Below are 14,109 nucleotides of genomic sequence, written 5' to 3' on the forward strand. Positions count from 1 at the left end.
CGAAAAAAAGAGGATCGAACAGGCGGATCCCCCATGCCTGTTCACAGAAATAATTCGTACAGTTTCATAGCAAGATACGCGATCCCGGCTCCGATCAAAGGCCCTACTGCAACCCCTTTGAAGAGAGCGACGGCTAACACTGTGCCAAGAACGAGGGCCGTCGTCAGGTGGGGGTCATCTTCCAATAGAATCAATCCGTTCTTCGCAATCAATGCCACTGCCATCCCAGAGGCGAGTGCAATCCAGGCATATGGGGACTTCAACGAATCAAAGAGATCCTTAAAGCCGATTTCCCCCGTCGCAATCGGTGCGAGTACGGCAATCGTAATGATCGTCACACCCCAATTGATACCTTTGGACTGTATCGCCGCGAAAATCTTCTCATCAAGCCCGAGCAGCTTTAATACTATAAGAAATGCTACGGCTATAATGATGGATTGATTTTTCGCCATCAGCCCGATTCCCAATAAAAGCAGTAAAAACATGAATGGCTGAGTCATATCATTCCCCTGCCTCTCCTTTATGTACTCCAATCATTATCCTACCATATCAACTTTTCACATCATTCATAAAATGCTCCAACCACTGCAAATATATCTTCCTTTCATTTCCTGTCTCCTATAAAATAGAAGTACTAGACCCGGTAGGAGGGAAACCCTTGAATTTAGATTATGTTTATCGAACGATCCGCTTTCTGATCGTTCTAGCGATCATTATTCTCTCATTGATTTCACTCTATTACATATGGAAACTTGCTTATCCATTCATCATCGCCGTTGCCATAGCCTTGTTGATTAATCCCCTGGTGAACGGGCTGGAGAAATGGCTCCCCAGGATATGGGCCGTCACCGTGTCCCTCATTTTGATCGTCGCCATCTTCGCAGGGCTCATTACGTTATTGATTGCAGAAATTGTCTCGGGGGCCAATTATTTGGCAGAAGAACTGCCTAAGCATGTTCAAACCCTTGTTACATATGCAGAGGATATCATCGTTGGGCACGTCATTCCTCTTTACAATCAGCTTGCAGGATTATTTAAAAATCTTGAAGCCGGCCAGCAGGATACGATACTCGAAAATGTCCAGACAGCCGGAACGAAAATTGCGACATCGGCTGGTGATTTCCTGCAAAACTTTTTCACAAAGCTGCCCCAGTTGATCTCGTGGATCCCAAATGCAGCATCTGTCCTGATCTTCGCGGCACTCGCCACATTCTTCATCAGCAAGGATTGGTATACATTATTCGCAAAAGCGGAGAAAATCATTCCCGGAAAGGCGATGAGCAGTGGGAGGAAAGTGTTCTTCGACTTAAAACGGGCACTGTTCGGGTTCATCCGTGCTCAATTCACCCTCATTTCCATCACGGCCATCATCGTGTTGATCGGGTTGATCATCCTCAGAGTAGACTACGCAATCACTATTGCCCTCGTGACAGGTCTCGTGGATATCCTGCCTTATCTGGGGACAGGGGCCGTATTCGTGCCGTGGATCATCTATGAATTCATTACGGGCAATACAGGATTGGGGATCGGGCTTTCCGTCCTGTACCTGGTCGTTGTCGTCCAGCGGCAGATCATGGAACCGAAAGTGCTGTCTTCAAGTATCGGACTCGATCCCTTAGCCACCCTTATTGCTTTATTTGTCGGGTTTAAGCTTATCGGTTTTCTCGGATTGATCGTCGGCCCTGTTGTACTGGTGATCCTATCCACTTTGAAAAGAGCCGGGGTATTCGAGGATACTTGGAAATTCATCATGGGTGTAAAATAGGAAAAAGCACTGCTCTCGAGGCAGTGCTTTTTTCTTTATCGATATATAATTACGTTCCCTTTGTTGATCCAACGTTTGAATAACCGGAAAAAGAATGGCTTGAACATTCTTCTCGTAGGAGGGAGTAATAATAAAAATCCAAAGCTATCGGTAACGAATCCCGGAGTCAATAAGAGGATTCCTCCCACCAGGATACACAGACCATCCATGATGGCCTCCCCGGGCATCTGTCCATACTGCATGTCCCGCTGAGCTTTCCTTATCGTCTCGATCCCCTGCTTCTTAGCCAGGTACGCTCCGAGGATCCCTGTCGTAATAATCAATAACACGGTCGGGACGAGACCAATGGCCTGACCGGAAAGGACCAATAATCCAATTTCAAGCGCCGGTATGATAATCAATAGTAAAAGCATATATCTCATGATGGATTCCTCCATTTGGTTTAATACTTGCTTGGTATTTATTATAGCATATTGGAGAAGTTGTGTTTTATGATGCGGTGCTTTTGAATGAATGGCTCCACCTAATGCAAAAAACCAGAGCCCTCAAAAAGACTCCGGTTTCCCCACAACTATTTACTTACAATACACTCGCATACCCATTATAAATCACGCCATGAGTCGCATCCACCGTGATTTCCTGGCCATTCTTGAATAATGAAGTGGCGTGATCAACCCCAACCACCACAGGAATTCCAAGGTTGATACCGACTACGGCTGCATGACTTGTCAGGCCGCCTTCTTCAACGATCAGTGCCGAACATTTTTCAAGGGCAGGCATCATTTCTTTATCCGTGCCGATTGTGACAAGGACGGCACCATCAGTCATATTCTTCACGGCTTCTTCAGCTGATGTGGCAACGACTGCTTTACCGTATGCTGATTTACGTCCGATTCCTTGACCTTTTGCAACGACATCGCCCACTACGTGGATTTTCATCAGGTTCGTCGTTCCGGATTCACCGATCGGAACACCCGCTGTGATGACGATGCGGTCTCCGTGCTTCGTCATACCTGAGTTGACGCTCTCTTCTACTGCCATATCAAGCATTTCATCGGTTGTCGTCACTTTGCGGCCGACTGTAGGGTAGACGCCCCATACAAGTGCCAGGCGGCGTGATACAGAGTCTGTACCAGTCACGGCTACGATTGGTGCTTTCGGACGGTATTTAGAGATCATGCGTGCCGTGTGGCCACTCTCAGTCGGAGCGACAATGGCATTCACATCAAGATTAAGAGCTGTATAGGCAACGGATTGACCGATGGCATCCGTCATATTGTGCTCGCTGTCTTTGCTGCGTGAAGAAAGGATGGCATCGTAATCAAGTGCCGTTTCTGCTCTTGACGCGATATTATGCATCGTTTGAACCGCTTCTACAGGGTAAGAACCTGCTGCCGTTTCACCAGAAAGCATGATCGCATCTGTCCCATCAAAGATGGCGTTCGCTACGTCACTTGCTTCCGCTCTTGTCGGTCTTGGGTTGCGCTGCATAGAATCAAGCATTTGAGTCGCTGTGATGACAGGCTTACCAAGTGAATTACATTTCTTGATCAGCATCTTCTGAACAAGTGGTACTTCCTCAGCAGGGATTTCCACACCAAGGTCTCCACGTGCAACCATCAATCCGTCAGATACTTCAAGGATTTCATCGATGTTGTCTACACCCTCTTGGTTTTCAATTTTAGGGATGATTTGGATATGAGACGCGTTGTGTTCTTCCAGTAATTGACGGATTTCAAGTACATCAGATGCACGACGTACGAATGATGCTGCGATAAAGTCAACACCTTGTCCGATACCGAATACGATATCGTTGGCATCTTTATCCGTGATTCCAGGAAGGTTCACAGAAACGCCCGGTACGTTTACACCTTTTTTATTTTTAAGTGTTCCACTGTTGGCAACATGTGTATGGATTTCACCGTTCACTTTGTCGATTTCGGTCACGTCCAACTCGATTAATCCGTCATCAAGAAGAATCTTGGAACCAACATGAACATCATCGATCAATCCTTCGTATGTAACGGAGAATTTCTCAGTTGTTCCCACTACTTCTTTCATGGAAACGATGATGTTGGATCCTTGTGTTAATTCAATAGCTCCGTCCTGCATATTGTTCGTGCGGATTTCCGGACCTTTAGTATCAAGCAGGATCCCGACTGTTTTACCGGCTTTTTCTGCTGCTTCGCGGATATTGATGATGCGCTGTCCGTGCTCATCGTGGTCACCATGTGAAAAGTTCAAGCGGGAAACGTTCATTCCGGCTTCGATCAGTTGTGATAACTTCTCTACACTTTCACTGGCAGGACCGATCGTACATACTATTTTCGTTTTTCTCATTTTCTTTACCTCCTGAAATCTTACAACAATTTAGATTGAAAGCTCTTTGGAAAGTCTGTACATGTTCAAATCAATTTGATGTGGCTTGGCAAGTGCTTCAATAATATCGTAATCAACTAGTTGATTTTTCTCAATTCCTACCGCTCTTCCGCCTTTACCCTGGGCCAATAGTTCAACGGCATGAGCCCCTAAACGGCTGGCAAGGACACGGTCTGCAGCTGTCGGCGTTCCACCGCGCTGGATATGACCAAGGACGGAGACACGCGTATCCATTCCTGTTGCTTCTGTGAAGCGGTTCGCAAATTCATTGGCAGACATGACACCTTCTGCAACAATGATGATACTATGTTTCTTTCCGCGTTCCTGTCCTTTTTTCAAACGGCCGACAACGTCGTCAAGATCGAATTTCTCCTCAGGGATCAGGACCGTTTCCGCTCCGCCGGCAAGACCTGCCCAAAGAGCGATATCCCCCGCGTTGCGTCCCATTACTTCAATGATGAACGTCCGCTCATGGGATGTAGCCGTATCACGGATTTTATCGATCGCATCGATGACCGTATTCAGCGCTGTATCGAAACCGATTGTATATTCAGTCCCTGGGATATCATTATCGATCGTCCCCGGTACACCGACACATGGGTATCCCCATTCCGTCAAGGCTTTTGCCCCTTGGTAAGAACCGTCCCCACCAATGACAACAAGTCCTTCGATGCCGTGTTTTTCTAATTGCTCGATCCCTTTTTTCTGGCCTTCTTTTGTTTTGAATTCTTCACAGCGGGCTGTATAAAGCATCGTTCCGCCACGGTGGATGATATCACCGACAGAACCAAGCTCAAGCTTCTTGATGTTCCCGTTGATTAATCCATTATACCCTTGATAAATACCATATACCTCTATATCCATGAAGATGGCTTTACGCACAACTGCACGGACTGCTGCATTCATACCGGGTGAATCTCCACCACTTGTCAATACACCAATCTTTTTCACTACGATCACCTCATTAAGAAATATGCCTTTATATGTAATTGAATGGTATTGTTAATCGTTTCACATAAATCAAAGAAAAGGAAAATTCCAGTTTTCATTCATTACATTATTATGGACCAATAGACTTTGGATTATTTCTAAAATAACACGAAGGTTCAAGGTTCTCAACAAGTTACTAGGAGGAATAGCAAAAGACGAAATAATCTATTAAATGGAAGCGTTTTAATTGTTAAAACCTTCAAAATATCGTCACAAAGCCCTTTATCCGGGTAGGAGTAAGGAAGATTGAATGAAAAAGACTGACAAATGGTATCTCCTATTTGTCAGTCCATCGTTTGTTATGATTTTACCCCGATAAGATCATTTAAAACCGAATATTCACCCATCGCCTTGAATTTTTCATAACGATGTTGGATGAGCTCGTCCTTCTTCATCGGAACCAACTCTTTCAGTGAGCTCATAAGGACGTCGTTGATATACTTTGCCTGTTCCTCGACATCTTTATGGGCTCCGCCTTTTACTTCCGTGATGATGTCATCGATGATCCCAAGCTCCTTAAGATCGGGAGCCGTGATCTTCATGGATTCAGCCGCGCGTTTCGCCTGGGTGGAATCCTTCCAGAGGATGGCCGCGGCCCCTTCAGGTGAGATGACGGAGTAAGTGGAGTTTTCAAGCATATGAATATGATTTCCCACGCCAAGTGCCAAGGCTCCGCCACTACCGCCTTCACCGATGACGATGCAGATGACGGGAACCGTGAGGCCGGCCATCTCCACAAGATTCCGTGCAATGGCTTCACTCTGACCGCGTTCCTCTGCCGCTTTCCCGGGGTAAGCACCCTTTGTATCGATAAAGCAGATGATCGGACGGTTGAACTTGTCCGCCTGCTTCATCAAGCGCAGTGCTTTTCGGTACCCTTCCGGATGAGGCATCCCGAAGTTCCGGCGGATGTTTTCTTTCGTATCTTTCCCTCTTTGGTGACCGATGATCGTCACAGGGACATCGTGAAACTTCCCGACGCCTGACACAATCGCTTCGTCATCCCCATATAGACGGTCTCCGTGCATTTCAATGAAGTCCGTAAAGAGATACTTGATATAATCCAGAGTCGTCGGACGCTCCGGATGACGGGCCACCTGGACCCTTTCCCACGGCTTCATGTTTTCGTAGATATCATTTTGAAGCTTTGTGAGACGGTTCTCAAGCTTCTCGATTTCTTTCGATAAATCGACGTCCGACTTCTGGGTGAACTCCTTCAGTTCGGCAATTTTCTTCTTGAGCTCGTATACAGGCTTTTCAAATTCCATCTCATTTACCATGGCAGATCACCGTCCCACTGATGTATATCAAGTATTGTCCCGATTTTCTCTTTCAACTCGAGTCTCGAAATGACTCCGTCAAGTTGTCCATGTTTTAATAAAAATTCGGATGTCTGGAAGTCTTCCGGCAGATCTTCACGGATCGTCTGCTCGATGATCCTTCTGCCTGCGAATCCAATCAGTGCCCCAGGCTCCGCAAAGTTATAATCCCCGACGGATGCGAAACTTGCGGATACTCCGCCTGTCGTCGGATGGGTCATGATCGAAATGAAGAGCCCTCCGTTATCGCTCAGACGTTTCAGAGCTACACTGGTCTTCGCCATCTGCATCAGGGAAAGGACACCTTCCTGCATCCGCGCCCCTCCTGAAGCCGTGAAGATGATGAACGGTACCTTCCGTTTATCGGCTTCTTCGATGGCTCTCGTGATTTTCTCTCCAACCACCGATCCCATGCTTCCCATCCGGAAACGGGAATCCATGATGGCTGTTACGACTTCCACTCCATTAACCTTTCCTGAACCCGTCAGAACGGCTTCGTTCATGCCGGTCTTCTTACGGTCCTTTTCCACTTTACTTTCATAATCAGGAAAGTTCAGGGGGTTACCCGAAGTCAGGTCATGATCGAGCTCCTTGAACGTGCCCTCATCTATAAAACTATCGACTCTCTCTGGTGAGCTCATGCCATGATGGTATCCACAATGGATGCACACCTTTAGGTTCTTTTGAAGTTCTTTCGTGTACATGATTTTTTTGCAATCAGGACATTTCGTCATGATGCCTTCCGGAACGTCATGTTTGGCCGCTTCAGAAGGAATCGTTGCATATTTTTTCTTTTCTTTTTTTGATTTGTTAAAAAGTTCCTTTAGCAAGGTGAAACCTCCTTACCGAATGACACTAGCTTGCTTCAGCTGGGAAATATTCCCTTACATGACAGCTGCCCATTCGCTTCTCTATAGTAAGTGCATTAACTGCTTGACTATCAGTTTAATGGAAGTGTTTAAAAAAAGATGTTGGAAATTGTCGCGTCTTCATCGACAATTTTCCTAACCCTTCTATATGTCTCTTGCACAGTCTCTTTCTCCTGGTGATCGATGCCACTAAGCATGGTGATCAATTCTTCCCTCATAGCTGCCGTGAGCTTCTTCTCACCACAGATCAACGTTTCGAAATCATTCAGTATATTCCAGATTCGTTGGGATAAGTAATTCGAACTCATCATGACGATCTCCCTGAACACGTCGTCCAGATTCTCGCATTCTGAAACGCTCACATGCAGGGAATCTGTTTTCCTTTTATCTATATACAAAGCCTTCAGTGCTTCTTTTTCAATCATCATCTTCGTCTGAAGGATGTCTTCCTGAGCCATGTCATCCTGGAGGATAAACATGCCCAGAAGATCGATCAGATGGTGATCCCTGAAATCCCGCAGAAAGGTCCCTTCCCCTCTGCGGGTTTCAATCAGTCCCAACAGTTCAAGGGCCCGGAGTGCTTCCCTCACCGAAGAGCGCCCGACATTCAGGCGCTCGGACAATTCCCTTTCGGACGGGATCTTATCTCCCGGCTTCAGACAGTCCTTTGATATCATTTCTCTCAGCTGGTGAACAATTCCAATATATACCTTAGCGTGAGTTTGGAGAGAGTTCACTTCTGTCATCATTCACTCTTCCCGATGACGGCTAAATCTTCTGTTTTCTTACGGATTTCTTCCGGGTCCACCTTTAAGCGGGCAACCCCTGTTTCCATCGCTGTTTTCGCCACGGCAGCAGCAACGGCTGGAGCGACACGCTTATCGAATGGTGCAGGAATGACATAGTCCGCGTTCAGTTCGTCTTCCGTGATCAAAGAAGCGATCGCTTCAACGGCAGCCTGCTTCATTTTTTCATTGATGTGGGTTGCGCGTACGTCCAGTGCACCCCTGAAGATCCCAGGGAAGGCAAGGACATTGTTGACCTGGTTCGGGAAATCAGATCGGCCTGTACCAATGACTTTGGCTCCCGCCGCTTTCGCAAGGTCCGGCATGATTTCAGGAACCGGGTTCGCCATGGCAAAGATGATCGGGTCCTGTTTCATGGAAGAAACCATCTCTTCCGTCAGGGCACCCGCCACGGATACACCGATGAATACGTCGGCATCCTTCAATACTTCACCTAAGCCGCCTTTGATATGGTCACGGTTCGTAAACTTCGCCACTTCATCTTTCGTAGAGTTCATCCCTTCAGGACGCCCTTCATAAATCGCACCCTTGGAATCACACATGATGATGTCCCTTACCCCATAACGGTAAAGAAGCTTAATGATGGCCATACCGGCAGCACCGGCACCATTTGCCACGACTTTGATTTCGGACATTTTCTTCCCGACAATTTTGAGAGCGTTCACAAGTCCCGCCACGGTAACGATCGCCGTACCATGCTGATCATCATGGAAAACAGGGATATTCGTTTCTTTCTTCAGGCGCTCTTCAATTTCAAAGCAATTCGGAGCGGCGATATCTTCAAGGTTCACGCCTCCGAACGTCGGCTCAAGGAGCTTGACGGTTTCAACGATCTTGTCCACATCCGTTGTGTTCAAACAGATCGGGAATGCGTCGACTCCTGCAAAGCTTTTGAATAGTACCGCTTTTCCTTCCATGACGGGAAGAGCCGCTTCAGGTCCGATATTCCCAAGACCGAGTACCGCCGTACCATCGGAAACAACCGCTACCATATTCCCTTTCATCGTGTAATCATAGACGGTTTCAGGCTTGTCATAGATCACCTTGCAGGGTTCCGCCACCCCGGGGGAGTAAGCTAAGCTCAAGTCATCCGCATTTCGGACTTCCACCTTGGATTTAGACTCTAATTTCCCTTTATTCACTCGGTGCATATGCAGAGCTTCTTCGCGTAATGACAAATTGACTCACTCCTTCTGATTCTTTTACATGCTATGGATCGAATCGTGCCAAAGACGACTCTTCTAAATGTAAAAATGGATAATAAAATAATAAGTTCAGAGGTGGTCAGACCACCTTTTTCTATTAAACAATAATATAAATTATGGTTTTAGTAAAGTATGTTATTGCAATATTACATTTGACTCCCCAAGAATTCGGTACAATTCCCTAAGAGCCTCCTGTGAAGGACTGATGCGCAGATGATCCGGAAGCCTTATACTCTTTTTGGCCTGCTCGTAGTAGACGATGACCGGATTCTTCCCTTTGAACCGGTTAATGGCTCGATGGATCCCCTCCATACAGGCCTCTTCATCCTGACCCGCGGCGATTTTCAAATAGAGCTTCTGGCTGCTCTCTTTCACCCTTGCCTGAACGTCTTCCATCGTTTCCAACTGATTAACGATGAACTGCAGCTTATCGTTGCGGTCTTCCACATTGCCCCCAAATAGGAGAATATTCCCTTCTTTAAGCAACGGCATATTATGTTTGTACACATTCGGAAACACAACGGCTTCCATCTCTCCACTTTCATCCCCGATTTCAAGGAAAGCCATCACTTCCCCTTTTTTGGTCCGGATCGATTTCATCCCAGTGATATAACCGCCGAGTGAGATTTTCGATCCTTTTTGGAGATCGGCTATCTGCTGCAATCCCATTCCTTCAAATAATGGCCGGTAAGATGAAACAGGGTGATCCGATAAGTATAGGCCAAGCACCTGTTTTTCAAACTGAAGCTTCGTATCGATCGTCATGTCATCCACTTCCACATATTTGGGCTTTAACATAAACGCTTCTTCTTCATGGAACAGGTCAGGATCGTCATCAGGGTTCACAAGCTCTGCATGCTGCGCTGCCACATCCAGGCTTGCAAGCAAGGTGGCGCGGTCGATCCCGAATTCATCAAATGCACCGGAGAGCACAAGATTCTCTAAGATCTTCCGATTGATCGTCTTTGAGGACACCCTCATGCAGAAATCGAATAGATCCTGAAACGGTTTTTCTTTTCTCGCTCGGATGATTTCCTTAAGAGCCGCAGCCCCAATTCCTTTAATCGCGCCTATGCTGTAGCGGATCACATTCTTTCCTTCAACTGTAAAAACAAACTGGCTGCGATTGATGGAAGGAGGCAGGATCTCAATGTCATACTGTGTGGCTTCCCGTATATACTGAGCCACCTTCGTTTCATTCCCTACGACGGATGTCAGGAGGGATGATAAGAAGAACGCAGGATAATGGGCTTTCAGGTAAGCCAGTTGATAGGCGATCATGCTGTATGCAACGGCATGTGACCTGTTGAAACCGTAATCGGCGAAGCGGACGATCAAGTCATAAATCGTATGGGCGACCTCTTCCCTGTAGCCTTTACGGATCGAACCGGAAACAAAATGCTCCCGCTCCTGATCGAGGACATCCTTTTTCTTCTTGGAAACGGCTCGTCTGAGGAGGTCCGCTTCCCCGAGGGAAAACCCGGCCATTTTCGATGCGATCTGCATGATCTGCTCCTGATACACAATGACCCCATACGTCATTTCAAGGATCGGTTTCAAATCGGGATGAGGATATTCCACATGCTCTTTCCCATGTTTCCGATTGATATACATCGGGATGTTCTCCATCGGACCCGGACGGTACAAGGCGTTCACCGCCACGATGTCTTCAAAGGAATTGGGTTTCAGCCTTTTTAACACATTCCGCATCCCATCCGATTCCAGCTGGAAGATCCCGTTCGTCTGCCCTTTACTCAACAGCTCGAATGTTTTGGCGTCATCCATGGGGATGGACTCGACGGCGAATGACTTATCCGCGCCCATTTGAACATTCTTCACGATTCTTTCCAATATACTCAGATTGCGAAGCCCGAGGAAATCCATCTTCAACAATCCGATTTCTTCTAAAATATCCATAGAGTACTGGGTCAGATGAATGCCCGATGAACTCCCCTGGATCGGTACCCACTGCACTAAAGGAGCTTCACTCATCACGACCCCCGCCGCATGGGTGGAGGTGTGTCTCGGAAGCCCCTCCAGTTTAAGAGCCGTCTGAAACAACTTTTTATAATGATCAGAGCTCGTCACAAAGTCACGGAACCCCTTCGACTTTTCATATGCTTCCTTTAAAGTGATCCCCAGTTGATTCGGCACGAGCTTCGAAACCTGCTCCTGCTCCTTCATATTGAGTCCGAACACCCGGCCCGTATCACGGAGGGCCGCTTTCGCTGCAAACGTCCCGAACGTAATGATCTGGGCGACATGGAGGCTGCCGTACTTCCCTTCCACATATTCGATCACTTCGTCGCGCCGGTGATCCGGGAAATCGATATCGATATCCGGCATGGTCACCCGCTCAGGATTCAGGAATCGTTCAAACAGCAGATGATGTTCGAGGGGATCCACGTCCGTAATCCTAAGGGCGTAGGATACGAGGGAACCCGCTGCAGATCCACGTCCCGGTCCGGTCAGGATCTTTTTTTCCTTCGCATATTTCATGAAATCCCACACAATAAGGAAGTAATCACTGAACCCCATCCTGCCGATGACTTCAAGCTCATAATCTAAACGTTTGATATATTCATCTGAAACCGTTTCGACCCGCTCACTTAATCCTTTTTCACAAAGATGCGTCAATTCCTCGAGAGCGGTGACTCCTTCAGGCAGAGGATATTTCGGAAGGAGCTGTTGATGGAAAGGAATGGTCAGATGACAGCGGTCGGCAATCTTCATCGTATTTTCCAATGCCTCAACATGATCAGAAAACAGCTCCACCATCTGATCCTTGTTCTTGAAATAATATTCCTGGGATCCAAGGACGTCCCGGTCATCCTCAGCCAATTTTACCCCGTCCCTGATCGCTGCCATGCTCTCATGGGCAAAATGATCTTCCTGCTCGAGGTACTGCACATCATTGGTGGCAACCATTTCCGTCCCGGTCTCTTCCGCCACCTGCTGCAGTAAAGGGATAAGGGCATCCTCAGAGGCAATGCGGTGCTTTTGAATGCTTAAGTAAAAGGAATCCCGTCCGAATATCTGTTGATAGGTGTGGATGCACTCCTTCGCTTTTTCTTTTTCATCATTCAATAAGAGATTCTCAATCTCGCCCTTGACGCCTGGAGTGATGGCGATCAATCCCTTACTGTAGGAAGAGAGCCACTTCAGCGGTAACCCTTCTTTCGACTTTGCCCCGATGGCACTGGAGATTTTTAATAGATTCTGATAGCCGCTTTGATCTTTCACGAGGAGAACGAGGGGGTGGGAACCTTCCTCCGAGGCAATATCTGCGGTCAATCCGATGATCGGTTTGATGTTTTCTTTTACACATGCCTTATAAAAAGGGATCGCGGCATACATCATATTTTTATCAGTCAAGGCAAGCGCCTTATACCCTGATTCCTTCGCTTTATGTACAAGTCCATTTATCGATATCGTGCTAGACAGGAGACTATAGGCACTCGCTATTTGTAAATGAACAAATGACATGTTATGCACAACCTTTTTCTCAATATACCTTTATTATAGGTAAGAAACTGCAAAAAAGAAAATATGTTCTCCCTCATATCTTGTCCTCTAATCCCATATAGTTATCGTAAAGACACGTAATAGATGGAGATGATGAAATGGCAGAAGCTTTCTTTCCGGAGTTATTCAAAAGCTTCTTTATCGCTATGGGAGTGTTGCTCGGTGGATCACTGCTCGGCGGATTGGCCTCGTTTGCCATGGGGCAGCCCCTATTCATTGAAATGAGACGACTATCCGATTTTCTGCGGATCTGGGCCATCATCGCAGCGATCGGCGGCACATTCGATACAGTGTACAGCTTTGAAAAAGGCTTTCTGAACGGGGAAACGAAAGAACTCTTCAAACAATTCCTGTGGATCCTCTCTGCCCTCGGCGGAGCGAACACGGCTGCCATGATCATCACCTGGCTCACCCAGGAACATATGCCGTCATGAGGATCCCCCCTTTCTACCGGCTCCCCTCCTGGCAGCGGTTCTTCGCCGGAATGGTCGTGGGAGGCATCATCAGCTGGATGATCTTCCTCTTCATGTTCGGCACCATGCATGAAAAACAGGCCCTGAAAATCGAAGAACAGAAAAATGACATCAGTAAATTGAAGAACACCCTGTCCTACTTACAGGAAGAATATAAACAATTGAACAATGAAAATGAAAACGAATTGACCATTCAGGAAGTTAAGGTGAAGATCATCAACAACACGAAAACAAAAGTGGAGCTGCTCAGTATTCACGAAACCGAAGACAAGCTGAGTGAAGATTTGCGGAGCCTGTTGACCAAGGACTTAGAAACCGTGTACGGAAATAAGGAACTCATCAAGAAGATCATCGAAAATAAAACCGTTAAGCTGAATGATAAAAATTTCAAATTGAAAGTGAAGGAAATGTACTTCTATACGACCACGCAGATTACGTTGGAGTTGAGGTATGAGGATGATTAGATTTGTTGGGTGGACCTGTCTGGTGGCAGGTTCATTTTGTGTTCGATTCATGCAATTTAATAGTGAAACGGCATTTGAAGCTGGCAAATTCTTTTCACCTCCCGTTTGAATCCTTCTTTTAACAAGGATTTTGGGTGACTACATCTGCTCTTTCCTCGTAATGGCGTCATTTCACACCACAATTGCGTCAAAACACTTTTTATCGGTTTGACCCCCTAATTACTGACGTTTTCTCCAAGGGGCTTACTTGTTCTTAGTTTTTCATTTTGTTTTTCCTTCTTCGCTTTTATGAAGAAGGAAAAACCTTTATTTTA

At 46.6% G+C, this 14,109-nt stretch carries 12 protein-coding genes; 3 read left to right on the plus strand and 9 right to left on the minus strand.

Annotated elements, in window-relative coordinates; genetic code table 11:
• Window positions 1-41 precede the first annotated feature (41 nt).
• Entirely contained in the window at window positions 42-500 is a 459-nt protein-coding gene (locus V8G47_RS08670; protein WP_336199745.1) for a DUF441 domain-containing protein, read from the minus strand.
• Window positions 501-658: 158 nt separating this feature from the next.
• Here V8G47_RS08670 and ytvI point away from each other — a divergent pair, with 158 nt between their 5' ends.
• Window positions 659-1,765, plus strand: a complete 1,107-nt coding sequence (gene ytvI / locus V8G47_RS08675; protein WP_336199746.1) for a sporulation integral membrane protein YtvI — start codon at window positions 659-661, stop codon at window positions 1,763-1,765.
• A 35-nt stretch (window positions 1,766-1,800) separates the two neighbouring features.
• On the opposite strand, the gene V8G47_RS08680 is transcribed toward ytvI, so the two are convergent.
• The 8 genes from V8G47_RS08680 to dnaE all read right to left on the minus strand — a co-directional run bounded on the left by V8G47_RS08680 (window position 1,801) and on the right by dnaE (window position 12,819).
• Window positions 1,801-2,187 carry an FxsA family protein gene (locus V8G47_RS08680; RefSeq protein ID WP_336199747.1) on the minus strand — a complete coding sequence of 129 codons (387 nt, stop codon included), beginning with the start codon at window positions 2,185-2,187 and terminating at the stop codon, window positions 1,801-1,803.
• Between the two features lie 157 nt (window positions 2,188-2,344).
• The gene (pyk, locus tag V8G47_RS08685) at window positions 2,345-4,105 is read right to left on the minus strand and encodes a pyruvate kinase (protein WP_061809329.1); all 1,761 of its coding nucleotides are present in this window, start codon (window positions 4,103-4,105) and stop codon (window positions 2,345-2,347) included.
• 30 nt (window positions 4,106-4,135) lie between these two features.
• The gene (gene pfkA, locus V8G47_RS08690) at window positions 4,136-5,095 is read right to left on the minus strand and encodes a 6-phosphofructokinase (RefSeq protein WP_034756932.1); all 960 of its coding nucleotides are present in this window, start codon (window positions 5,093-5,095) and stop codon (window positions 4,136-4,138) included.
• A gap of 338 nt (window positions 5,096-5,433) precedes the next feature.
• A complete protein-coding gene (gene accA, locus V8G47_RS08695; RefSeq protein WP_336199749.1) occupies window positions 5,434-6,414 on the minus strand; it encodes an acetyl-CoA carboxylase carboxyl transferase subunit alpha in 981 nt (326 codons plus the stop codon).
• Window positions 6,408-7,283: an acetyl-CoA carboxylase, carboxyltransferase subunit beta gene (gene accD, locus V8G47_RS08700; protein ID WP_034756926.1), complete on the minus strand. Its 876-nt coding sequence runs from the start codon at window positions 7,281-7,283 to the stop codon at window positions 6,408-6,410. Before accD ends, accA begins: the two co-directional genes overlap by 7 nt.
• 128 nt (window positions 7,284-7,411) lie before the next feature.
• Window positions 7,412-8,068 carry a FadR/GntR family transcriptional regulator gene (locus tag V8G47_RS08705; RefSeq protein WP_269146684.1) on the minus strand — a complete coding sequence of 219 codons (657 nt, stop codon included), beginning with the start codon at window positions 8,066-8,068 and terminating at the stop codon, window positions 7,412-7,414.
• Window positions 8,068-9,306, minus strand: a complete 1,239-nt coding sequence (locus tag V8G47_RS08710) for an NAD(P)-dependent malic enzyme (RefSeq protein WP_034756923.1) — start codon at window positions 9,304-9,306, stop codon at window positions 8,068-8,070. The genes V8G47_RS08705 and V8G47_RS08710 overlap by 1 nt, the downstream gene beginning before the upstream one ends.
• Window positions 9,307-9,468: 162 nt before the next feature.
• Window positions 9,469-12,819 (minus strand): DNA polymerase III subunit alpha, encoded by a 3,351-nt coding sequence (gene dnaE / locus V8G47_RS08715; RefSeq protein ID WP_336199750.1) that lies wholly within the window; start codon window positions 12,817-12,819, stop codon window positions 9,469-9,471.
• 137 nt (window positions 12,820-12,956) lie between these two features.
• On the opposite strand from dnaE, the gene V8G47_RS08720 reads away from it, so the two are divergent.
• On the plus strand, window positions 12,957-13,292 hold the full coding sequence (locus V8G47_RS08720; protein WP_034756917.1) for a YtrH family sporulation protein: 336 nt from the start codon (window positions 12,957-12,959) through the stop codon (window positions 13,290-13,292).
• The gene (ytrI, locus tag V8G47_RS08725) at window positions 13,289-13,795 is read left to right on the plus strand and encodes a sporulation membrane protein YtrI (protein WP_336199751.1); all 507 of its coding nucleotides are present in this window, start codon (window positions 13,289-13,291) and stop codon (window positions 13,793-13,795) included. The genes V8G47_RS08720 and ytrI overlap by 4 nt, the downstream gene beginning before the upstream one ends.
• The last annotated feature ends 314 nt before the right edge of the window (window positions 13,796-14,109 follow it).

Origin of the sequence: Rossellomorea sp. LJF3, assembly GCF_037046045.1 — a bacterium.
Taxonomy (GTDB): domain Bacteria; phylum Bacillota; class Bacilli; order Bacillales; family Bacillaceae_B; genus Rossellomorea.

Coding starts and splice junctions, on each gene's coding strand:
- ytrI (WP_336199751.1), top strand. CDS start 13,289: ATGAGGATCCCCCCTTTCTACCGGCTCCCCTCCTGGCAGCGGTTCTTC.
- V8G47_RS08670 (WP_336199745.1), bottom strand. CDS start 500: ATGACTCAGCCATTCATGTTTTTACTGCTTTTATTGGGAATCGGGCTG.
- V8G47_RS08705 (WP_269146684.1), bottom strand. CDS start 8,068: ATGACAGAAGTGAACTCTCTCCAAACTCACGCTAAGGTATATATTGGA.
- V8G47_RS08680 (WP_336199747.1), bottom strand. CDS start 2,187: ATGAGATATATGCTTTTACTATTGATTATCATACCGGCGCTTGAAATT.
- dnaE (WP_336199750.1), bottom strand. CDS start 12,819: ATGTCATTTGTTCATTTACAAATAGCGAGTGCCTATAGTCTCCTGTCT.
- pyk (WP_061809329.1), bottom strand. CDS start 4,105: ATGAGAAAAACGAAAATAGTATGTACGATCGGTCCTGCCAGTGAAAGT.
- V8G47_RS08720 (WP_034756917.1), top strand. CDS start 12,957: ATGGCAGAAGCTTTCTTTCCGGAGTTATTCAAAAGCTTCTTTATCGCT.
- accA (WP_336199749.1), bottom strand. CDS start 6,414: ATGGTAAATGAGATGGAATTTGAAAAGCCTGTATACGAGCTCAAGAAG.